This is a genomic window from Barnesiella sp. An55, assembly GCF_002161555.1.
GTDB lineage: Bacteria > Bacteroidota > Bacteroidia > Bacteroidales > Barnesiellaceae > Barnesiella > Barnesiella merdipullorum.
The window spans coordinates 87,174-111,603 of the sequence record NZ_NFHZ01000004.1; the positions used below are offsets into that span (position 1 = coordinate 87,174).

Genomic DNA, 24,430 nt, shown 5'->3' on the forward strand with positions numbered 1-24,430 from the left:
AACCGACACTCTTCATAGGGGGTGAGACCGGCGTGCCGCATCGGTCTTTTATTTGAAATACTGTCCCTCTTCCCGCAGACGTTTACGCAAGAAATCAACATCTACCTGATGCACATCGGGACGCGATTGCTTGGCCGCCAGAGCCGCAGCCATGCCGGCAGCTTCGCCGGTAACCAGGGCAGGCGGCATGACCCGCAGGCTGCCCAGAGCCTCTTCGTCGGCCGAGATACAACGACCGGCAGTGAGCAGGTTTTTCTTCCCCTTGGGTGTGAGGATACGGTAGGGAATACCGTGCGATTCGCCCTTGCCGTAGTGCTTGGCCTCGTAGCCGGGGATGTGGATATCCACGAAATAGCAGTTGCGGCCAATCTCGTCGTCGAAACTGCGGCGCTCGAGCCAGTCGTGAATGGTGAAGATATAGTCGCCCTCGATGCGTCGGCTCTCGCGGATACCCAGCAGCGAAGCGGTCTTCACAATAAAGCCGTTGCCATATACCTGCGGCTGGTAGTCCTTGAGCATGCGCAGGTATTCGGCAGCTACCTTGCGCCCTTTCACCATCGCCTCCGATACCTGCCAGGGGTCGGTCGCATTTTTCATGTCGATGTGGCCGGCGTTGAATTGCACGACACTGGGGCCGATGAGGTTGTTGCAGCTGTGCTGGTCGATAAGCGGGTATTTGCCCGACTTGAGGGCATCGTGAATGGGACTGTCTTTGTTTTCCCAATAGAGGTTGGGGTTGGTCATGTAGCCATACGTATCGACATTGGCAATCGAGAAGCACAGCGTAGCTCGTTGCACCTTTTCGTCGGGGTTGCCCATGAAATAGTTGGCCCCGGCCCATACGGCCAGGTCGCCGTCGCCGGTACAATCGACAAACACTTTGGCCTTGAAGGCCGAGAGCCCGTTCTTGTTGGCCACGATGATAGCCTCGATTGTATCGTCCGAAGCCATTTCGACATCGGCCAGTCGGGAGAAGAAAAGTACCTTGGCCCCCGAGGCGCAAACCAGGTCGTCATAGACGGTCATCAGTTGCTCGGGGTTGATAGCCACCCAGTCCAGTTTGTTGGCCGGTTCGTGGGGTACCCCCTTTTTGGCGGCGAGGAAAACCTTCTCGGCCAGGCCCCGGTAGATAATCTTCTCACCGTCTGAGAAAGGGCACCAGGCCGGGATCATACCCGTGGTACCCATACCGCCCAGTTGACCGGTAGCCTCGATAAGCAGTGTCTTGGCACCTTCGCGAGCGGCCGATATGGCGGCCGTACACCCCGAGGGGCCACCGCCAACGACAATCACATCCCAGTCGCTGTCGATTTGTATTTTGCGTTTCTTCATCGAGAGGGTAGGCTGTTTCTCCCCGGCCTGCAAGATAGAGGGGACGGCCGTGGCGGCCAGCAGCATGCCGCTTTTTTGGAGAAAATCTCTTCGAGATATTTTGTTGGGTTTCATAACGTATCCAGGAGTTATATGGTTTGTGTGTTTGATAATTATCTTTTCAAGTCACTGCAAGTGAGTATGTCGGGGTAGGAGGCAAAGAGCATGAAGTCTTCGCTTGCGGGGTGTCCCGGCACAGGAATGAAATAGTGTTTCTCTTCGTTCCAGGCATTTTCGCCAAACAGTACAAACGACAGTTGGTAGGGCGAAATGGTGGGGTAGAGGTATTGCGAGAAGAAGCTCGATATCTTCACCCCTTCGAGCCCCGTGCTGGTAATAGCCGGTATCTTTTTGTTCTTCTCGGCAAATTGGGTAACGACGGCAATGTCGCGTTTCAGCCCCTGAACGAACTTTTGTCCGTTGTAGTCTTCGTCTTGTAACAAGATCGAGCTGATGCCAATAATATCGACATAGCGGTTGCCGGGATAATAGGTCTGCAGGTCGTTCGATGCCTGGCCCGAGTAAACCGAGTAGGCATACAGCAGGTTGTGAGTCTGTTTTTGGTCGCGCAGGTAGTTGACCGTGAGCACCCATAGTTTTTTAAAATCGTTGGACGTACATTGTGATTCGTTCCACCACAGCGGTCGATTGGCGTTGTGTGCGTGGAAGGGTTGGAAGATAACGGCGATCGGTTCTCCCGCCTCGTTGGTCAAGCTGGCAAAAAAGCGGGCCACCTTGTCCAACGAAGCGAGGTATATTTTTTGAACCGAGTCGTTCTCTAAGATCAGTTTCACGGCATCGTGTTGACCGCAATCGCTGGCGTCGCCGCCGGTAACGGGGTTGCTGGCTCGCCAGGTAAAGACCGATATGCCTCCCTGTTGGTCGGCTTGGCGCACATAGGCTTTGAGCGCTTCAAACGAAATGGAATCGCAGTTGGTCGAGTTGCCCCTCTCGATGCCCCCGATATCCCAGCCATACACGGCAGGATAATCGCCGCAGACCGATTTTACATCCGACCGCCCGGGTTCTTCAAACCAGTTGTACCCATAGGCCAGGTCGTCCTGGTGGCCGAGCATGATACCCTTGTTCAGATTCTTTTGCAGTTTCAGGTACAGCTGCACCGTTTCTGCCGAGGCTTTGGGGTCGGCCAGCGCCTGAGCGCTCTTGCTCATCTTGGGGCTGGAGCCACAAGCCATGAGCAAGGCGATGTTCAGGAGCAATATGATTTGGATTATGCGATTTACCATTTTCTTCGATTTCGGAATAACACAATAGGCTTTTGTCCGTGAGGGATTAGTTCAAATAGTTGGAGCTTCCTTCCCAACCGGCATTCTGTGTGAGCACACCACCCGACAGGTCGATTTGCGTTTGCGGGATGGGCAGGAATCCACCCGTCTCGGGACGGAACACAATGTTTTTCGTTTCGGCATTGGCTTGGCCACGACGGTTGTAGGTGACGATACCGGTTTGGTTTGTGGTAATTTCGTCTTCATCGTGCCAGCGCAACAAGTCGTAGTAACGAATACCCTCGAAGGCCAGTTCGAAACGACGCTCGGCCTTGATATTCTCGAGCGTGGCGGGAACCGAAGCCAGTCCGGCACGGTTTCTTACCCGGTCGAGATACTGTTGGGCATTGGGGGCTCCCAGTTCGGCGGCCATGAGCAACACGTCGGAGAAGCGGATGATAATCAAGTCTTGGATGTTGTCGCGTTGGTAGTCGGTACCCTCCATGCCATAGAAGTCGTAGCTGAAGTTGTGAACAGAGGTCTTCGTCTCGTCGGTCCACACGTTGATGGGAACATATTTCTTCTGGAAGTAGCAGGTGTTGTCCTGTTGGTTACCGCCACCGAAATCAAAATCGGCCACCTCGTCGGTATTTCTGACATCGAGCACCGAGGCATCGCGACGCACGTCGTTGGGATCCCAGTCGTTGTAGATTTTGGGATTTACCGTACCCATGCCCCAACCTTGACCGAAGGGGAATGTCTTGGTGTAGTTCTGTTCGCGGAATCCCGAGTAGAGGCATATCTGGTTGCTCTTCTGTTGAGGCGAGTTCCAGTCGTTGCCCAGAGCCGAGTATTTGATGGCAAATACCGTCTCTTCCGAGCCGTCGCCAGCCCATGACAGGTTGTTGTCGGCCGTATATTTATAATCCTGTACATAGGAGTAGGGCCACAGGTTGCGGAAGTCGGGGAGCAGGTCGTGACCGCTGTTCTCGACACAATCGACAATCCAGGTTACCATTTGGTCTTTGGTCACCTGACCACCGTCGTTCAAGGGCAGAGCATCCTTCTGGTAGTAGCCGGTATAGAAGAGGAACACACGAGCCATCAAGGCTTCGGCAGCCCATTTGGTTACACGGCCCAGGTCTTTGGCTCGGTCGATGTCTTGGAATTTTACGTCGGGCAACAGTTCGATCGAGGTTTTCAGGTCGGTAGCGATTTGGGCATAAAGCTCATCGGGCGATGCTTTGGGAATGTTCACCGGTTCGGGATCGAGTACCAGGGGCACCTGTCCAAACATGCGCACCAGGTCGAAATAGAAGTAGGCGCGCAAGAAGTGAGCCTGACCCAAAATATTGTTTTTCGACTCCTCGCTGTTCCATACGACCTGGTCGAGGTTGGACAGCAGGTAGTTGCTGCGGAATACTCCGAAGTACATGGCACGCCAGGGGTTGTTGAACATGTCTTCGCTACTTTTCTTGAACTGGTCGATGGCCTTGCAACTCTTGTCGTCGGGGCCACCACCGCCCAGACGATCGTCCGACATCAGTTCCGAGACGAAGAAGAGGCTACCCAGAGGTTCGGGACGTCCCAGAATAGAATATACACCCGTGAGCAGTTGCGACACGTCGGCCTCGGTCTGCGGGAAGTTGCTCGAGTCTTTCTTGGTCTTGTTGCTCGAGTCGAGGAAATCCTCACAACTGGAGAACAAGAGGATACCGAGGATTACATACAATATCTTTTTCATATCGTGATTTCTTTATTTGCGATTAAACGGTTTTTGATAAGGAATTAGAATTTGAGGTTAAGACCAAACATGTAGGTGCGTGAACCGGGATAGTAACCCAGGTCGATACCCGAGGTCCACTCATCGCCGCCACCATAGCCCACTTCGGGATCCATGCCCGAGTATTTGGTAAAGGTGAAGAGATTTTGTACCGTGGCATACACACGCAGTTGCGAAATGTATTTCGATTTGATCAGGCGGCTGAAGTCGTAGCCCAGTGTCACGTTGCTGATGCGGAAGTAGTCGCCATCCTCGATATAAAGATCCGATACATATCCATAGTTGATGGAGCTGCCGTTGATCGAAGGCAGATGGTTCGAGGTGCCCTCGCCGTGCCAGCGGCCCAGAATCTCGGTCGTGTAGTTGTCAAACGTCGTGTTGGTGTTGTTGCGGTACGATTTGGCAATTTGGTTGCCGGCTACGCCATAACCGGTGAGCGAGAAGTCGAACCCTTTGTAGCCCAGGGTTACCGACACACCGTAGGTAACGTCGGGATGCGGGTCGCCAATGAAAGTCTTGTCGCCGTCGTCGATGGTACCGTTGTTGTTCAAGTCCATGAAGATTACGTCGCCAGGTTTGGCATCGGGCAGAATCTTTTGAGTAGCACCGGTCTCAGGGTCGGCCCAGGTATAAGAGTCGATTTGCTCCTGATTCTGGAAGATACCGTTGGTCTTGTAGCCGTGGAAGAAACCCAGGGGTTGTCCCACCTCGGCACGAGCCAGATAGGTCGTGTTGTGAGTGAGCACGTTCGATGTACCGTTGATGAAGCCCTCGCCATTGTCGATGCTGAGAACCTCGTTGTCGTTGTACGACATGTTTCCTTTGATGCTGTAAGAGAAATCGCCCACCTGGTCGCTCCAGTCAAGCGCAATCTCAACACCCGAGTTTCTGATATCACCACCGTTGATGTAGGGCGCATCGGTACCCCAGATACCCAAGCCTTGCGGTTTCACGAGCCAGCCCAACGTCAGTTTTTCATACCAGTCAAACGAGAATCCCAGTCGGCTGTTCAGGAATCGGGTATCCAAACCGATATCGGTTTGTCGCGAAGTCTCCCACGTCAGGTCGGGGTTGGCAATCTTGTCGGCGTATGCACCAATGGTGTAGGCTGTTTTGTCTTCGCCAAAGTAGTAGATGGCGGCGTTGGTAGCGTTGCCAATGGCGATAGTCTCGAGGTAGGCGAGGCGGCCGATGTTGCAGTTACCGTTTTCACCCCAGCTGGCACGCAGTTTCAATTGGTCCATGAAGTTGACATTCTCTTTGAAGAAATTCTCTTCGTGAATGTTCCATCCGGCCGATACCGAGGGGAAGTATCCCCAGCGATGACCGCGGGCAAAGTTGGAAGAACCATCGGCACGCATCGTTACGCTGGCCATGTATTTGCCGGCATAGTCGTAGTTGACACGACCGAAGAACGAGACAATACCACCGTCGTCCCAAGGCGAGCCGCTCACGGTAGTCGTTCCGCTGGTCACGGTCTTTACGTTGTTCAGGTAGGCATACTCAAAGGAGTTGAATTCCGAACCCTTGTTCGAGCCACCCAGATTCTCACCGAATCCCCAACGCTCCATCGAGTTACCTACCAGTACGTTGAATTTGTGGAAGTCGTTCAGGGTAAACTCATAAGATACCGTGTTGTCCCAGCTCCATTGCAAGCCGTTCCACGAGCTTTGGGTTACCTTGTCTTGGTCCGAGAAATTAACCGAGTTCAAGCGATATACCGGTGTGTATTCACGACTCGTACCGCCGTTGTAGGCGAAGCCGAAGGTCGAGCGCCATTTCAGGTTTTTGATAGGTTCGAAGATGAGGTAGAGGCTACCACGAGCCGAGTAGTTGCGGCTGTTCACCCGCGAACGCAGATAATCCATTTGGGCGATGGGGTTCACCGACTGGTAGTCGAGCCCTTCGAGCGGCGTGTGATAATCGCCGTTCTCGTCGTAAACGGGGAGCAGCGGGTTACCGGCCAGGGCACTGCGCACATCGTTCCAATAGATATTGCCGGTACCCATACCCAGGCCCGTGCTGTTTACGAAACCGGCCGTTATGTTCTCGCCAAAGGTAAGAATGTTGCGATTGCCGTTACGAATGACGTGGTGTTCAGAGTTCAAACGCAGGGTGTAGCGCTCGTACAGCGATTTTACCTCGGGATTCTCCAGGCCGATTACCGGCTCCTGTGAAGTGTAGGAGAAACCAAAGGAGAAGGTCGAGATATCGTTACCACTGGTTACATTGACTGCATGTCCCATTTGCGGAGCATTTTCGAGAGTCATCTCCTTCAACCAGTTGGTACCTTTGAACGTACCGTTGTCAACCCCTTCCAGAATATAGCCGGGAATACGGTCGGCAAAATACTGGCGGTCATAACCGGCCTCATTGAGAATATCGAGATATTGTTGGGCATTGAGGGGAGTTGCCGTCTTGGCCAGGTTTTGGAAACCGATATAGCCATCATACTCGATACTGGCCTTCCCTTTTTTACCCTGCTTGGTAGTAACCAGGATTACACCGTTGGCTGCACGGGCACCATAGATGGCGGCCGAAGCAGCATCTTTGAGCACATCGACCGACTCGATGTCCGAGGGACTCAGCATCGAGATATCGCCATTGGGTACACCATCTATAATATAGAGAGGATCCGAGTCGCCAATGGTACCGAGACCACGAATGGTTACTTTGAAGCCATCGCCTGGCTTACCGCTCTGTTTGATGATGTTGACACCCGGGGTTTGGCTTTGCAGGGCGCCCAGCGTGTTCACCGTGTTCAGTTTGGCAATGTCGTCGCCCTTCACCTGCACGGTAGCACCCGTCACCAGTTTTTTCTGTTGCACGCCGTAACCGATGGCCACAAACTCCTCGAGCATGTTCGAGGCCGGGCTCAGTTCAATGTTCAGGAAAGTTTTGTCTTTTACATGTACGGTCAAGGTCTCATACCCCAGATACGATACGACCAACGCCGCATTGGGCGACACGGTCATCGTAAAGCGGCCATCCTTGTCCGAAATCGTTCCGTTGGTTGTCCCTTTCTCGGCTATACTGGCGCCGATGAGCGGTTCGCCGGCCGCAGCGACAATACCCGAAATCTTTTTCGACTGCGCGAATACGGAACTGCCGCATGCCATAAAAAGCAACAAGAAGATGAGAAACCCCTTGGCTCTTTGTCTTGTTTGTTTGGTAGTGAAGTTTTCTTTTTCCATGATTAGATTGTAATGAATTATTTTGTGTTTTCTTGCACTGTGATATTAGTTGAATTTCGTATGTCAAAATTAGTCGGTAGTTCTCTTGAGTGGTTGCATATATAAGTATTACTCTTTTCGTATGCGCAGGATAGTTTGTAAAAATGTAGCGAAGAGTTAAAGATTTGTCGCCAGCCATGGAGCCTCATTGTATTTAAAGAAAAAGCACTACATTTGTAGAGCAAATGCATAGCGCATTTACAGTAGATTTAGCATCATCACAATAATAATGATACACACAAAAGGACTGCGAGTAGTGCTCCTCTTGCTATTCGGGTTGACAATTTATCCGCTCTGGGCCAATACCGATAAATTCTACGGCCTGACAGAGGGTTTGTCCAACAGCCACGTCAATAGCATATACCAAGATAGAGCCGGTCTCATATGGATCTGTACCGATAACGGGTTGAACAGTTTTGATGGCGTGAAGTTCAAAACCTATTATCATGCATTGGACAATGAGGCCTCGCTGGGTAACAACTCGGTGCTGTCGGTTTACGACGACTCCAAAGGCAACCTGTGGGTGGGAACAACCGGCGGGTTGCAGCTGCTCGATCGGGAGACCGACCGCTTCACGACCATCCACTTCTCCTATCCCTATATTACCGACTTCAGCTACATCAGTTGCATTATCGAGGACAGCCGGGGAAACATATGGCTCTCTACCAGCCGGGCAGGTGCCATCTGTCTCAAGGGCGACGACCATCGCCCCATTTATTACCTGCCTACCAACAGCAACATCTGTTCCGACAAAATCAATACCATCTACGAAGACCGTTTCGGGAACATCTGGATAGGCTCTCAGGACAACGGCATCAGTGTGCTGAATATGGAGAACCACACGATTGTCAACTATGCCCACGACCCCAACGATATCAACTCCCTGTCGAGCAACAAAGTATTCTCGTTTGTCGAGCTGCCCGACGGCGATATGCTCATTGGTATGATCGATGGGGGTATCGATCTGTTCGATTACTCGTCCAAGAAATTCATTCGCAATTACATCCCCTCGGTCGAGGGGGCCTTTACCTTGAAAAAGGGGCCCGGCAATACCATCTGGATTGGTACCGATGGCAATGGTCTCAAGACCTTCGACTACGTTACCGGGGCTATCAGTACCTATGACTCCGATCTGACCAACATAGATATGCACCATACCAAGGTCCACGGTATTCTCGAAGATCGACAGGGCAACCTGTGGCTCGTGCTCTATCAAAAAGGCATCATGATGATACCCCAGCAGAAGCGCATTTTCCACAACTGGGGGCTCAACTTCTTCCATCCCGAGCTGAATATCGGTACCGAGTGCGTGCTGAGTATTCTCGAGGACAGTTCCCGGCGCGTATGGATAGGAACCGACGGCGACGGCATCTATCGGCTGAACTCCGACCGCAAGGTCGATCGTCACTACACGACCAGCAAGTTGCCGGCCAACGTGGTGCTGGCCATCTTCGAAGACAGCAAGAAGCGCATCTGGCTGGGTACCTATCTGCACGGACTCTTTCTCTATGACGAGGGGACCGATTGCTTTCGCAACGTGAAGTTACACGTCGATGGCAAGTCGGTAAAAGATATCTATACCATCGAGGAGGGGGCCGATGGTACCCTCTGGATTGGAACCAACGAAAACGGCTTGTGCCTCTACAACCACGACACCGGTAAGATCAAGAGCTATACCTACGACATGCTGTACAGTGGCAATCAAATACCCAGCAACTCGGTGCATACCATCTTCTTTGGTCGCGATCGGCAGGTATGGATTGGCACCAGTAGTGCCGGTCTCACCCGGTTCGACCAGAAAACCGGCCTCTTTCACGACTACAATGTCGAGAATGGCAAGCTCAAGAACAACAACATCTATTCGGTGGCACAAGACAAGGCCGGCAATATATGGGTAGGAACCAAAAGCGGGCTGCATTACCTCGACCTGGCGCACGATACAACGCGCATATATACCGAGGCCGACGGCTTGGCCAACTCCTCTATTGCTGGCATCGAGATCGATGGCAACGGCAACCTGTGGATAAGCACCTCGCTGGGCCTCTCGTTCTATAATGTGAAGACCAAAACTTTTTCCAACTACTACACCTCCGATGGCTTGCAGAACAACGAGTTCAGGCGCGGAGCCCACTTCGGCTCCAAGAGCGGCGAACTGTTTTTTGGCGGCATCGATGGGCTCACGGCCTTCTATCCCTTTGTACCTCATGCCGAACATGAACTGATCAATCTGATATTTACCAACCTCTATTTCTACAACGAGAAAATCGAAGTCAGCGATGGCGACGATGCCGTGTTGACGCGCGACATCAACGCTACCGACCGCATCGAAATCGGGCCCGATATCCGCAGTTTCTCCATCGAGTTTGCCGCCCTGGAATACAACTCGCCCGAGAAGGTGGTTTATCAGGTAAAAATGGAAAACTTCGATACCGAGTGGCGCACACTCCCCATGGGTAGCCGCCTGGCCACCTATACCAACCTGAACCACGGTTCCTACACCTTCATGGTGAGGGCTTTCCTGCCGGGTACGAAGCCTATCGAGCGCAGTCTCTCCATCGTTGTCACGCCGCCTTTCTACCTCACCTGGTGGGCCAAGACCTTCTATTTCCTCTGTGTCATTGCCGCGCTTGTACTCTTTTTCTACATGATGGAGCGTCGAGTGCGCCGCAAGAAAGAGGATATACAGAAAGAGAACGACAACCTCATCATGCAGTCGAAACTCCAGTTCCTCACCGACATTTCGCACGAGATACGCACCCCGTTGACACTCATCCTCTCGCCCATACAATCGTTGATGAAAGATACCCCCGAGGGGCCGCTGCTCAATGTCTATAAATTGATTAATCAGAACGGGCAGCGCATCCTGCGCCTCATCAACCAGGTGATGGAGATGCGCAAACTCGACCGCGGTCAGGTGCGTTTGCTCACCGTACCCACCGATGTGGAACGATTCTTCCGGGAGGTATCCTCGTCGTTCGACAACATCGCCCAGGAGAAGAAGATACGTTTCGAGATACAGGTCGAGCCGGGGCTTCCCCAGGTGTGGATCGACCAGGAAAAGCTGGACAAGGTAATATTCAACGTCCTCTCCAACGCCTTCAAATACACGCCCGAAGGGGGCCATATCGACATCTCGATAAGTCGCGACGGCGACCAGCTGAAAATACGCATTGTCGACTCGGGCGAGGGCATTCCGCCCGAACAGCGCGAGCTGATATTCAACCGCTTCTACCAGGTACCCACGATGGGCAACCGCAACAAGATGGGAACCGGTATCGGGCTGCACCTGTCGCGCAGCCTCATGGAGATACACCACGGGCGCATCTATGTCGAGGATTCCTCCGAGGGTGGAGCCGTATTTGTCATCACGCTGCCCATCGACAACAGCTATCTGAAGAAAGAGGAGATGCAGGCCGAGGGGGCCGAAAACAGCCTGGCAACCATCGTGCAACCGGCCTTGCAGGACTTTATCGAGGAGGATACCCACGAAGATCACACGCAGGGCTCTACCTCGTCCTTCCGTTACAAACTGCTTGTGGTCGAGGATGATAAGGATATACGCAAATACCTCAAGGAGATTCTTGGCGACTATCGGGTAATCGAGGCCGAGAATGGCGTGAAGGGGCTGGAACTCGTAATCAGCGAGATGCCCGATTGCGTGATCACCGATGTGATGATGCCCGAGATGGACGGTATCGAATTGTGCAAGAAGATAAAGACCAATGAACAGACCTGCCAGATACCGGTCATCCTGCTCACGGCAAAAACTGCCATCGAGCAGCGCATCGAGGGCATCGAGGTAGGAGCCGACTCGTATATCCCCAAGCCCTTCAACGTGGAGCACTTGCGAACCCGTGTGCGCAAGCTCATCGAGTTGCGCCGCACCATCCGCGAGAAGTACGAGGGCAAACACGAACTGCGCAAAGAAGATATCAAGATAAAGTCGGGCGACGAGAAACTGCTCGAGAAACTCGAACAGATTGTCAAGGAGCAAATCTCCGATCCCGACCTCTCGGTCGAGACCATCAGTCGCCAGATAGGAGTGAGCCGCTCGCAGTTGCAACGCAAGCTCAAGCAGCTCACCAACCAGAATCCCAGCGACTACCTCAAGACCGCCCGCCTGCGTTATGCAGCCTCGTTGCTGGTGACCAAGAACCTCTCCATCTCCGAAGTAACCTACGAAGCGGGATTCTCGTCGCTCTCGCACTTCTCCAACAGTTTCCGCGACTTCTACGGCATGTCGCCCAGCCGCTATGTCGAGTTGAACCATGCCAATGCCGAGCAGACAGGCCGGGACGCCGAAACTGCCGAGCCCGGTGAAGAGAAGCCCGGGCAGTCGTGAACTTCCCGTCGCCCTATGGCGTCGCTGCCATTTCCTCGGGGGCGGTGAGCATTTTGCAACTTGAGTTGCGGGGGGAAACCCTTTCCACAAAAACAGAAATCTGTGCGACATTTTTGAAAATACCGAAGCCCCGGCCATGCCTATCTTTGTAGTGTTTAACGCTAATAGAATTTTTTTGTCATGGAAAAAATGCAATGGCTCATGGCCGGCTTTTCGCTCTGCCTGATGACGGCGTGCAGTGCGACAACCCACCTGGTATTTGAAGACAATTTCGACGGGACCGGTCTCCCCGATTCCTCCCGGTGGGGATATGAAGAGGGGTATGTGCGCAACGGCGAGTTGCAGTATTACACCGTGGCCCGTCTCGAGAACTGCTATTTGAAAGACGGTTACCTCCATATCGTGGCCCGAAACGACAGTGCCACCATCGAGAACGGACGCTTTGGCAAGGCCTGGGCCACCCCGGTCGATACGACACGGTGCGACAGTGTAGCACCCGTAACCTCGGCCAGCATTACCACCAAAGGCCTGGCCGAGTGGAAATACGGTCGGGTAGAGGTGCGTGCCAAGTTGCCCGATTGTCTGGGCTCCTGGCCAGCCATTTGGATGATGCCCGCCCGCGACGCCTATGGCGAGTGGCCCCGTAGCGGCGAAATCGATATCATGGAGAATGTTGGTTACGAGCTTCCCAAAGTACACTATGCCATCCACACCGAGAAGTATAACCACACCAAGAACAACCAGAAACGGCATACCGTCGATTGCGCTACGGTAGCTACCGATTTCCATGTATATGGATTGGAGTGGCGGGCCGACAAGCTCACCTGGTATCTCGACGGGGTCGAAACCTACTCGGTAGTCAAGGACGAAGAGGGGTGGGAGGCCTGGCCTTTCGACCAGCCCTTCTATCTGATACTCAACTTTGCCTTTGGCGGAGGCTGGGGCGGAAGCCAGGGGGTGAATCTCGAAGGCCTTCCGCAGGAGTACGTCATCGACTATGTGAGAGTATATCGTTGATCAAAGATACATCGCGAGCCATCCTCTTTCGGCCGCCCGGTTGAGACCCGTTGGGACTGAATGAATCGAGATTTTTTTTGCCGGGAGGTCGGAGAGGTTGTGCCCTCGATGATTGTCGCACACCACCTGCAAGCGATGGAGCCAGGTGGTCGAGATTTATGAAAGAGGCTCCATTGCATAATATGCAGAAAAGGTAAAAAAGATGGGGGCAGAAGCCTCGCCAAGGCCGTGTAAAGGCCCTGTTGCAACATTTATCTAAGTTTTCGCTACAATTATTCAACTGCAAACGCAAAACTTCAAACAATGAAATACTCCTTGTAAAGGCTTCGCAGATATAAAACCTACATTTGTATGTCTCGAAAAGGAGACCTCGCACAAGTAAATTATTTGTACAACATAAAACAGAAAGAGATTTATGAAAAAGAGAATGACTTCGATTTTTGCCCTGTTCCTTGGAATCTTGGGAGCTGCAGCCCAGGTACCGGGTTCATTTCAATATCAGGCGGTGATGCGCAACGACGATGGCAGCATAGCTGCCAATGAGCCCCTCGAGGTGAAGGTACGCATTCACCAGGGCACCGCCGACGGTACGGTGGTATATGAAGAGGAACACACCACGTCGAGTAACGCCTCGGGTATCATCACTCTCAAGGTAGGTGACGGCACCAACACATCGCGCACCAATACCTTCTACGATATCGACTGGAGTGCCGGAAATTACTTTTTTGAGACGCAAGTCGATAGAGGCACCGGCTATGAAAGCCTGGGCACTCAACAGATGCTGAGCGTACCCTATGCCAAGTGTGCCGTCGTTGCCGACAACGTACATGTAAAATCGCCCGACGGGAGACTGTGGCGCATCAAGGTAGCAAATGATGGTACCATCTCGGCCGAAGCCGTAACCGAAGAATAAGAGAGTGAGGTCGTGATGAAGAAAACGATACTATTATTAAGTATAGCGATGGTCTTGAGTGGCAAGGCCTCGGCTCAGTCGGTTCTGGCAACCACCGGCGGCAGTAGCGAGACAATTACCTGGACGCTGGGCGAGGTATTCACCGAGTCGGTTATGCGCTCCAATGTGGTGCGATTCTCGCAAGGATTCAACCAGCCGATAACCATATCGACCTCGGGCATCCTGAATGTAAAGGGCGACAAACTCACCTTTACCGTGGGGCCCAATCCCGTAGCCGACGAGTTGTATCTCACCATCTCGGAGAGTGGGGTCAGCACCTGGCGACTCTACGACACGCAGGGCCGCATGCTCGACTCGGGTCGTTTGAACGATGCCCAGCAGACTGTGATTGGTTTTTCCGACAAGAAAGTAGGAGAGTATGTATTGAAAATCGAGAATGAAAAAGGAACCCGTTCGGTCCTGATTCTAAAAAAATAGATAACAGATGAAAAGAATAATTTTTGCCATATTAGCCGTAGCCCTGTTTTCGGTAGTCGATTTGTGCGCTCAAACCGTAAAGGGAATACCCTATCAAGCGGTCGTACGCAACGCACAAGGCAACCCGGTTCCCAATCAGGAGTTAACGGTACGTTTCTATATTCTGCGCACTTTGTCAACCCGGACCGATGCCGACCCCAAGTTACTGTATAGCGAAACCCACAATACCGTGAGCGATGCCAATGGTTTGGTTTCGTTGCAGGTGGGCAAGGGAACTCCGCTCGAAGGCTCCTTCGATCAAGTCGATTGGTGGGGAAACATCTCCATCAAGACCGAAATCGATATGGAGGGTGAATCTACCTTCACCACTACTCAGGAGCTGGGCACGGTACCCTATGCGCTTTCGGCCGAGAATGTATTGTTGCTCAAGTCCGACGACGGTACCCAGTGGAGCCTCGAGTGTGACAACGAGGGTAACTTGAAATCGGTGAAGATTCCCCAGCGTTATACCAAGCTCGTCTTCTCCGACGAGTTCGAGGGCACCGGTCTGCCCGACGATACCAAGTGGGGATATGAAGAGGGTTACACCCGCAACGGCGAGGAGCAATACTATACCGTTGCCCGTGAAGAGAACTGCTACATGGCCGACGGTTGTCTGCATATTGTTTGCCGCAACGACAGTGCCCTCATCGAGAATGCCCTTTACGAGAAGCCCTGGAGCGCAAGTGGTTCGCACGGTTATCGTGCCGATACGATTATACCCATCACCTCGGCCAGTGTCGTTACCAAAGGCAAGTTTGCCTTTACCTACGGCCGGGTAGAGGTGCGCGCCAAACTGCCCGTATGCCTGGGTTCCTGGCCGGCTATCTGGATGTTCCCCCAAGATCGCAGCGACTGGCCTGCCTGTGGCGAGATCGATATTATCGAGCATGTAGGCTACGATCCCGGCAATATCTATTTCACGGTTCACTCGTCCGAGATCAACGGTAACAACCAACCCAACCGCTACGCCTCGAGCGCACCCATCGAGAATCCCGAAGACTGGCACGTCTATGCCTTCGAGTGGCACCCCGACCGTCTCATGTGGTTTATCGACGGCGAGCTCAAGTTTACCGTTATACGGTCGCGGGTTTACTCCGACAGCAACTGGCCCTTCAACAAAGACTTCTATCTGCTGCTCAACTTCGCATTCGGTGGCGGATGGGGTGGCCGCGAGGGAATTGATGTAGAGGCTCTGCCGCGTGAATATGTGATAGACTATGTGAGAGTATATCAATAAACAAATCGAAACAGATAAAACCAATAAGACTAAATCATGAAAAAAACAACTACACTTGTTTGTACCGCTTTGATGGCGGCAGTATGTAGCTTTCCCGGGAGGGCCGACAAAACCTATTATGTCGATCCCGACGGAAATGCACCCGAGAATATGACGGTCGATGCCGTTTATACCAAGGTTGCATCGGCCATCAACAGTGTGACGACCGACGAGCCGGTAACCATCTATCTGAAACCGGGACACGAATTCAAGGAGAGCAACATGACAACGGGCGCGAACCGGGTCGATTTGACAATCATCGGCGACAGCTCCACGATCAATGCCGGGGCCGCACAGCGTATCCTGCGCACCGAGGCTGCCCGCCTGGTGTTGAAAGGTATCACCTTTACCGGTGTCAATGACTATACCAGCATGGGCGGTGTACTCTACTTTGCCGGTAATGCCAATGACGGGTCGGAACTGGTGATTGACAGTTGTGCCTTTGAAAACTGCTCCTTGACATCTGGTGCCGACGGCGGTGCCGCCATTGCCACCGGCTCGAACGTCATGAATGTGACGATAACCAACAGCGTGTTCAAGAACAACGAGACCGAAGGGTATAGAGACGCCATGAGCGGTACCTCTATTCACTTCCAGGGGAAAGACGGTGTGCTTACAATCGAAAACACTACGTTCCAGGGCAATGTGATCAACTCCAATTCGGGAGCCATTGCCGTGGGCATCGTGAATGGTTCGAACATGCAGGTTCGCATGGCCAACAATACCTTCTACAACAACACCACGTTGGGAGTTCCCGTAGGGTCGGTACCCAATGTCTTGGTAAAAGGTTCGAGCAATACGGCCGAGATCGTCAACAACACCTTCTACTTCGATTTGAGAGACGATGCCGAGGGTGAGGAGGGCGACCAGACCCTGATGAAAAAAGTCTATAAAAGGACCTCGGCCGTTAACGTGAGCGAGACCGGTGACAACACCATCTACTTTATCAACAACGCTGTGGTTGGTCTGCGCAGCGCAGTCATTTCGGCTGCCACCACCGGCCGCACCATCGTGTGCCAAAACAACTACGCCGCCGTGCTCGAGCCTCACGGGTATGTACCCGAGTTGGCCAACGACGAGAATGGCAACGTGTTGCTCACCGCTCGCGAGTCGAACGTAGGCGACCCCTTCATTGCCGATATCGACAGCCTCACGACGTTGATAGGCGAGGTAGGCTTGGCCGATACCCTTTCGACCGACAACTTCGTGCCCTATTTGGCCACGACCGAGGAGAGCCCTCTTATCGATGCCGGTACTCTCGAGTATCTGATTGGCGAAGAGAATATCGTTCCGCTGGTCGATGTCATGGGCAACAGCCGCGACGACAACGGCGTGGATATTGGAGCCTATGAGTATGTGCCCGAAGATCTGCCCACGGCTATCGCCGGTACCGATGTCGCCCCCAACCTCAGAGTCTATGTACAGGCCGGCGACCTGGTTATCGAAAACCACACCGATACCGAGTTCCAAGTAACCCTCTTCCAAATCGACGGTCGCTGCTTCGCCTCGATGCCCGTGCGGCAAACGGCAGTAGTCAATGGTGGAACACTCCCCCGAGGCGTGCTGCTGGTAGTCGCCAATAACGGAACAGAACAAATCGTAAAAAAAGTAATCTTATAATTTAATATCAATATCTTATGAAAAAGAATTTCTTATTAGTGGCTCTGTTGGCAGGTTGTTGCGGAGTAAACTCCTTTGCTGCCACAGAATATTATGTAAAGGCCAGCACGGGTAACGACAGTTACAACGGTGCTTCGTGGAATACCGCTTTCAAAACGGTAAGTAAAGCTATTGGTAGCGTAGCCGAAAACGAAGAGACTATCATCTACCTCGAACCCAATACCGTGTTTGATACGGGCGGCCAATTGGACCTGGGTAACAACAAGAATGTAACCCTTATCGGTAACAACACGACCTTGCGTGCTGCCGAGAAACCGGGTAAGGAAGGCGGCGAGGGCGCTCGTATCCTGCGTGCAGCCGGCGGTTGCAACCTCACGGTAAAAGGTATCGTGTTCCTCAATGGCCGTCAAATCGAGTATAACCCGGGTGGTGGACTCTTCTTCGCCGGTAACACGCTGGTAGTCGATAGCTGTACCTTCATCGACAACGAGTCGGGTTCGGGGGGCTCGGGCATCGCTTCTCGTGGTGTGAGTGTGACGGTGCGCAACTCTTATTTCGACGGTAACTATGTGAACAGTGGTTATGGCACGGGTGCCGCCCTTGTACAAGCCGGTGTGAAAGATGGCGAAGCTGGCTCGCTGGTAGTAGAGAACTGTACGTTCTATCGCAACGACCTGAATGGTGTAGGTACGGCTATTTCGACCAAAGATGCCGGTGCCAGTTATACCAACGTGAAAGATGTGAAGATTGTCAACTGTACCTTCATCGCCAATACCTCCGATCTGGCCAACCAGGCTGCCATCGATGTATCGGATAACAGCGAAATCCCCATCAAGATTATCAACAACACCTTCTACGACAACGACGGTGCTCTGCGTGTAGGTGATATCTATGGTGAAAAAGGTGGCGAAGTTATCTTCATCAACAACCTCGTGTATGCCAATGCATCGGGTATCTTCGGTGCCGAGGGTTATTCGGTAGCCGACCTGCGTTCGCCCATCATCGGTTACAACAACATCATCGTAGGTGCCGAGCGTGGTGTCAACGAGTATATCGACGACGAGTGCTTCAACGACAAGAAAGACCAGTACAGCAACCGCGTGGAGACGTTGGCTTCGTATCCTCTCTCGATGGTTGCTTTGGCTACCGAGCTCTCGACCGATAACTATGTACCTTACCTGGCTTTGACGGCCGAAAACAGCGACGCCGTAAATGCCGGTTATTCTACGGGCGTATATGCCGACCTCATCCCCACAACCGATATCCGGGGTGCACTCGCTGTCGGCACCCGCGATATAGGTGCTTATGAATATGCCAATTTGTTGGGCGTATCTTCGTTGGAGGCCGAGGCTACCGATTTCGTAATCACTCGCAATGGCGACCAGGTTACGGTTGTCAATACCGCCGATCGCGACTTCACCCTCACCGTAGTCGATATGTTGGGCCGCACGGTTTATACGGCACAGGCTGCCGGCCAACTCACGGTTGACGGTCAGGAGCTGGGTGCTCGCTGCGCTATCCTCGTACTTACCGACGGTGTGAGCAAGAAAGTTCAAAAAATGATGTTTTAAATCTTGAAGTGTTTCTCAGATAGGAAATAGGATTGATTATAGGGGCTGTACCGGAATGTGAAATTTGGGTACAGCCCTTTTTTATCCCGATTCCCTGGTCCTGCATTGATTCTCCATCCTGGTAGGCCGATAGAACGGGGCTTGGCACAGACTAACTTGAAATCACCTGTTTTTCGTTTGCCACTACGCTTACCTTTCACTATCTTTGCACGAGTTGTAAAAGGGGTCGAGCCTCGGGTTTTCGCCCAAACGTTAGGGGGTTGCCCGCTTTTACACGAAAAAGAAAGGATAATATGCGTTTACATGGTATATGGCTGGGAGTGGCTTTGGCTCTCGTTGCTCCCGTGTGCCGAGGCGAAATGATTGCGCCGTTGAAGATACCTTTGTTGATGAGTGCCAATTTCGGAGAGTTACGTCCCAACCATTTTCACTCGGGAATCGATTTGAAAACTCAGGGCCGCACCGGCCTGCCTGTCTATGCGATGGATGGCGGCTATGTGTCGCGGGTGGTCGTTTCGCCGTGGGGATTCGGTCGTGCAATTTATATCAACCACCCTTCGGGGCTGACGACTGTCTATGGTCACCTGAAAAGTTTTGCCCCCTTCATCGACGAGATTGTGCGCCGCATGCAGTATGAACAGGAAGACTTCTCGATCGATTGCGAATTTGCCGAGGGCGAGATTCCCGTGGGGCAGGGCGATATCATTGGTTACAGCGGCAACGCCGGATCGTCGGGTGGGCCTCATCTGCATCTCGATATTCGCGATACCGCCACACAAGATCCCATGGACCCGCAAGAGTGGCTTTCGCAGTATATTACCGACGATGTGGCTCCCGAGGTGCGTCGGCTGGTCATCTATACCCATGCCGGAGTCATGGAGAACTCGTCGCGCCGGATCGAGCGCAATGTGACCCGCAGCAAAGCCAGCTCCTACACGGTGGCCGATGCGGTGCCGGTGTGGGGCGATGTGTCGTTTGGCATCGAGGCCTACGACCGCATGACCGGCACGGCCAACAAATATGGGGTGCATCAGGTCGATTTGTATATCGACGACAGCCTCTTCTTCTCGACCAGCATCTATCGCTATTCGTTCGACGAGACCCGTTACATCAACAGCTATACCGAGAACGGCAAAATCATGCGCACCTATGTGGCCCCCGGCAACCGACTGCGCTCGATCTATAAGCAGGTCGAGAATCACGGTATCCTCCATGTGGGTGAGGAGCGCACCTACCGATGCCGCTATGTGCTCACCGATTACGACGGCAACCAGTCGGTCTTGAACTTTTCGCTCGTCGGCAAGTTACAGGAGCCTGTCGAGCCGCACAAGTCGGGCATCTACTTCTCCTATGCCGTGGACAATCTTTACAAGAAAGACGACTTCGGCCTCTTTGTCCCCGCCGGGGCTTTGTATGAAAACATCGATTTCACCCGTCGCAAACTCGAGTCGCGCCGGTACTACTCCGATACTCAGGTAATCGGCCTCGAAGAGATTTCGCTTCACCGTCCGGCCGACCTCTCGATACGGCTCACCCGCGATGTGGCCACCAACAAGGCCCAGTATTATCTGGTACGAATCAAAGGCAGCCGGCTTTATCCCGTGATCGGCGAGTATGCCGACGGCTGGTACAAGGCCAAGATTCGCAACTTCGGCTCCTATGCAGTAGCCTTCGACTCGGTACCGCCCACCATTCAGCCGGTAACCCCCGAACGCTGGTCGCGCGGAACCGTGACCCTCAAGATTGCCGATGCCGCAAGTGGGCTCAAGAGCTACCGGGGCGAAATCGACGGCAAGTTTGTCCTCTTCGAACTGGACGGCAAGACCGCCCGCATCACCTATCGCCTCGAGAGCAACCGGGTGAAAAAGGGCAGCAAGCACACCTTGCGGGTAGTCGCCACCGATATGTGCGGTAACGAGCAGGAGTATTCCGGCTCATTTGTATGGTAAATAACAACAATAGATTAGATATGAAGAAAATTGCGATTTTATCTCTTTTGACCGTGGCCGCCTGGCCGCAGGCTTGGACCTGTACGAGTTTGATAGCCGGTAAGCAGGCTACGGCCGACGGGAGTGTGTTGGTAACCTATTCGGCCGATTCCCATACGCTGTATGGAGCGCTCACCTCGTCGCCGGCAACCGACTGGCCCAAAGGTTCCATGCGTAAGATTGTCGAGTGGGACACCAACAAACCGCTGGGCGAAATCGAACAGGTCGAGCACACCTATGCCGTGGTGGGCAACATGAACGAGCATCAGCTCACGATTGTCGAATCGACCTGGGGCGGGCGTCCCGAGTTGGTCGATACGACTGGCATTATCGATTATGGTTCGCTCATTCAGCTGGGTCTCGAGCGGGCCAAGACTGCCCGCGAAGCCATCAAGGTGATGACCGGCCTGGTCAAGAAGTATGGCTATTGCAGCAGCGGTGAGTCCTTCACCATTGCCGACCCCAACGAGGTCTGGATTATGGACCTCATTGGTAAAGGTCCGGGCCGCCGTGGCGCCGTGTGGGTAGCCGTGCGCATCCCCGACGACTGCATTGCCGGCCATGCCAACTATCCCCGCATCCACCAGATACCGCTCGACGACAAGGAGAACTGCCTCTACTCGCCCGATGTCATTTCGTTTGCCCGCGAGATGGGCTACTTCGACGGGCTGAACAAGGATTTCAGTTTTGCACAGACCTACTATCCTGCCGACTTCGGAGCCCTGCGGGCCTGCGATGCCCGGGTGTGGGCCTTCTTCCGCAAATACGACGCCACGATGGACAGCTACCTGCCCTATATCAATGGCGAGACCTATAATCCTTTCCCCCTCTACATCAAGCCTTCGCGCAAACTCTCGGTGCAGGATATGAAAGAGGCCATGCGCGACCACTTCGAGGGTACCCCCTTCGACATGACGCAGGATGTAGGGGCCGGTCCCTTCAAGGTGCCATACCGTTTCCGCCCCATGTCGTTCGAGGTCGAGGGTAAATCCTACTGTATGGAGCGGGCCATCGCCACGCAGCAGACCGGCTTCACGCTTGTGGGCCAGATGCGCAACTGGTTGCCCGATGCCGTGGGCGGCGTGCTCTGGTTTGGTGCCGATGATGCCAATACCTGCATCTATGTGCCCATGTATTGCAGCATCACCCGGGTGCCCGAGTGCTTCAGCCCCAAGAATGGCTCGATGTACGACTTCTCCTGGACCTCGGCCTTCTGGATTCACAACTGGGTAGCCAACATGGCCTATGCCCGTTACGAGCCCATGATTGGCGATATCCGCAAGGTACAGACCGCCGTCGAGACCTCGCTCAATACCCGCCAGGCCGCCATCGACAAGGCTGCCGCCGACCTCTATGCCACTTCGCCTGCCGATGCCATCGACTTCCTCACCCAGTACAGCTGCGAGGCCGCCGAGGCTTCGACCGCCCGCTGGAAGCAACTGGGCGAGTACCTCATGGTCAAATTCCTCGACGGTAACGTCAAGCGCGAGGAGAACGGCCACTTCAAGGACAACGGCTACGGCTTGCCCGATTCGCCGCTCTTCCCCGGCTACTCCAAGGAGTACTACGAAGAGATTGTGCGTCAGACCGGCGACCGTTTCCTCGAGAAAGCCCCGCAGTTCTAACCCTGTTTTTCCCCCGAAGCGCGAAAATGATGAGAAACTTTTTCTCAATTTTTGCACCAGTCTCGGGGAAATAACTAAATTTGTCACAGAAGAAAATAATTAACTGTTGAATTCTGAATATATGGAAAACGAAGAATTATTGAAACAAGTAGAGGCCAAAGCCCAGGTATGGTTGGGCGAAGGCTATGACGAAGAGACGAAAGCCGCTGTGCGAGCCATGCTCGACAACGAAGATAAGACCGACCTCATCGAGGCCTTCTACAAAGACCTCGAGTTTGGCACGGGTGGTCTGCGCGGTATCATGGGTGCAGGCACCAACCGCATGAACATCTACACCGTGGGTGCCGCCACACAAGGTCTCTCCAACTATTTGAAGAAGGCCTTTGCCGACCTGCCCCAGATCAAGGTAGCCATCGGTCACGACTGCCGCAACAACAGCCGCCGCTTTGCCGAGGTGGCTGCCGACGTCTTCTCGGCCAACGGCATCAAGGTCTATCTGTTCGACGCCCTGCGTCCTACCCCCGAGGTTTCGTTCGCCATCCGCGAGCTGGGTTGCCAGAGTGGTGTCATCCTCACCGCCTCGCACAACCCCAAGGAGTACAACGGCTATAAGGCCTACTGGAGCGACGGTGCCCAGATGATTGCCCCCCACGACAAGAACACCATCGACGAGGTGAACAAGATTACCTCGGTCAAGGATGTGAAGTTCCAGGGCAACCCCGCACTCATCGAGATTATCGGCGAGGAGATCGACCGTCGTTACCTCGACCGCATCAAGACCCTCTCGCTCAGCCCCGAGGCCATCGCTCACCACCACGACATGAAAATCGTCTATACGCCTATCCACGGTACCGGTGTGCGCCTTGTTCCCGCCTCGTTGAAGAACTTCGGCTTCACCAACATCATCCACGTGCCCGAGCAAGACGTTGTCAGCGGCGATTTCCCCACCGTCGTTTCGCCCAACCCCGAGGAGCCCGCAGCCCTCGACATGGCTATCAAGAAAGCCATCGAGACCGATGCCGAGCTCGTCGTAGCCTCCGACCCCGATGCCGACCGTATCGGTATGGCCGTGCGCAACGACAAGGGCGAGTTCATCCTCGTGAACGGTAACCAAATCGTGATGATATTCCTCAACTACCTCATGACCCGCAACAAGGAGCTGGGGCTGCTCAAGGGTAACGAGTACATCGTCAAGACCATCGTTACGACCGAGACCATCAAGACCATTGCCGAGCGCAACGGCTTCAAGATGTACGACTGCTACACCGGCTTCAAGTGGATTGCCTCGGTTATCCGCGAGAACGAGGGCAAAGCCCGCTACATCGGTGGCGGTGAGGAGAGCTACGGATTCCTCCCCGAGGACTTCGTGCGCGACAAAGACTCCGTTTCGTCCATCTCGCTCATGGCCGAGATTGCCGCCTGGGCCAAGGACAAGGGCATGACCATGTACCAGATGTTGCAAGACATCTATATCAAATATGGCTACTCCAAGGAGAAAGGCATCTCGGTCGTTCGCAAGGGCAAATCGGGAGCCGAAGAGATTCTGGCCATGATGAAGAGCTTCCGTGCCAACCCCATGAAAGAGTTGGGTGGTTCGCCCGTGGTACTGGTCAAAGACTACGATTCGCTCGAGTCTGTCAACCCCGTCACCGGCGAGAAGAGCAAACTCGATATGCCCGTCACCTCCAACGTGCTGCAATACTTCACCGCCGACGGTTCCAAGGTGTCGATTCGTCCCTCGGGTACCGAGCCCAAGATCAAGTTCTACATCGAGGTGCGTGGCATCAAGATGGACAGCTATGCCGACTACGATGCCGCCAACGCTGCTGCCGATGCCAAAATCGAGACCATCAAGAAAGAGCTGGGCATTTGATTCTCCACGCCACGAAGCCGCGCATGACGCTGCGGCTTGAAAAGATAGCACCCCCGCGAAACGACGTTTCGTG

The 24,430-nt window shown here is 53.6% G+C and carries 14 protein-coding genes; 10 read left to right on the plus strand and 4 right to left on the minus strand.

The window, feature by feature from the left end; genetic code table 11:
* Window positions 1–48 precede the first annotated feature (48 nt).
* From B5G10_RS03660 to B5G10_RS03675, 4 genes are all read right to left on the minus strand, one after another.
* On the minus strand, window positions 49–1,398 hold the full coding sequence (locus B5G10_RS03660; protein ID WP_087423400.1) for an FAD-dependent oxidoreductase: 1,350 nt from the start codon (window positions 1,396–1,398) through the stop codon (window positions 49–51).
* A gap of 86 nt (window positions 1,399–1,484) precedes the next feature.
* Window positions 1,485–2,618: a glycosyl hydrolase gene (locus B5G10_RS03665; protein ID WP_087423401.1), complete on the minus strand. Its 1,134-nt coding sequence runs from the start codon at window positions 2,616–2,618 to the stop codon at window positions 1,485–1,487.
* 46 nt (window positions 2,619–2,664) lie between these two features.
* Complete coding sequence (locus B5G10_RS03670; RefSeq protein WP_087423402.1) at window positions 2,665–4,341, minus strand: RagB/SusD family nutrient uptake outer membrane protein; 1,677 nt, start codon at window positions 4,339–4,341, stop codon at window positions 2,665–2,667.
* A gap of 44 nt (window positions 4,342–4,385) precedes the next feature.
* Window positions 4,386–7,574, minus strand: a complete 3,189-nt coding sequence (locus tag B5G10_RS03675) for a TonB-dependent receptor (protein ID WP_087423403.1) — start codon at window positions 7,572–7,574, stop codon at window positions 4,386–4,388.
* A gap of 268 nt (window positions 7,575–7,842) precedes the next feature.
* Here B5G10_RS03675 and B5G10_RS03680 point away from each other — a divergent pair, with 268 nt between their 5' ends.
* The 10 genes from B5G10_RS03680 to B5G10_RS03725 all read left to right on the plus strand — a co-directional run bounded on the left by B5G10_RS03680 (window position 7,843) and on the right by B5G10_RS03725 (window position 24,357).
* Window positions 7,843–11,955 (plus strand): two-component regulator propeller domain-containing protein, encoded by a 4,113-nt coding sequence (locus B5G10_RS03680; RefSeq protein ID WP_087423404.1) that lies wholly within the window; start codon window positions 7,843–7,845, stop codon window positions 11,953–11,955.
* A 180-nt stretch (window positions 11,956–12,135) separates the two neighbouring features.
* Window positions 12,136–12,972, plus strand: coding sequence for a glycoside hydrolase family 16 protein (locus tag B5G10_RS03685; RefSeq protein WP_087423405.1), 837 nt, complete (start codon window positions 12,136–12,138; stop codon window positions 12,970–12,972).
* 415 nt (window positions 12,973–13,387) lie between these two features.
* On the plus strand, window positions 13,388–13,885 hold the full coding sequence (locus B5G10_RS03690; RefSeq protein ID WP_143241043.1) for a hypothetical protein: 498 nt from the start codon (window positions 13,388–13,390) through the stop codon (window positions 13,883–13,885).
* 15 nt (window positions 13,886–13,900) lie between these two features.
* A complete protein-coding gene (locus tag B5G10_RS03695) occupies window positions 13,901–14,362 on the plus strand; it encodes a T9SS type A sorting domain-containing protein (protein ID WP_087423407.1) in 462 nt (153 codons plus the stop codon).
* 7 nt (window positions 14,363–14,369) lie between these two features.
* Entirely contained in the window at window positions 14,370–15,641 is a 1,272-nt protein-coding gene (locus B5G10_RS03700) for a family 16 glycosylhydrolase (RefSeq protein ID WP_087423408.1), read from the plus strand.
* A 36-nt stretch (window positions 15,642–15,677) separates the two neighbouring features.
* Window positions 15,678–17,300: a right-handed parallel beta-helix repeat-containing protein gene (locus tag B5G10_RS03705; RefSeq protein ID WP_143241045.1), complete on the plus strand. Its 1,623-nt coding sequence runs from the start codon at window positions 15,678–15,680 to the stop codon at window positions 17,298–17,300.
* 17 nt (window positions 17,301–17,317) lie between these two features.
* Window positions 17,318–18,871 carry a right-handed parallel beta-helix repeat-containing protein gene (locus B5G10_RS03710; protein WP_143241046.1) on the plus strand — a complete coding sequence of 518 codons (1,554 nt, stop codon included), beginning with the start codon at window positions 17,318–17,320 and terminating at the stop codon, window positions 18,869–18,871.
* A gap of 293 nt (window positions 18,872–19,164) precedes the next feature.
* Window positions 19,165–20,820, plus strand: coding sequence for a M23 family metallopeptidase (locus tag B5G10_RS03715; RefSeq protein ID WP_087423411.1), 1,656 nt, complete (start codon window positions 19,165–19,167; stop codon window positions 20,818–20,820).
* A gap of 20 nt (window positions 20,821–20,840) precedes the next feature.
* Window positions 20,841–22,484, plus strand: coding sequence for a C69 family dipeptidase (locus B5G10_RS03720; RefSeq protein ID WP_087423412.1), 1,644 nt, complete (start codon window positions 20,841–20,843; stop codon window positions 22,482–22,484).
* 121 nt (window positions 22,485–22,605) lie between these two features.
* A complete protein-coding gene (locus tag B5G10_RS03725; protein ID WP_087423413.1) occupies window positions 22,606–24,357 on the plus strand; it encodes a phospho-sugar mutase in 1,752 nt (583 codons plus the stop codon).
* The last annotated feature ends 73 nt before the right edge of the window (window positions 24,358–24,430 follow it).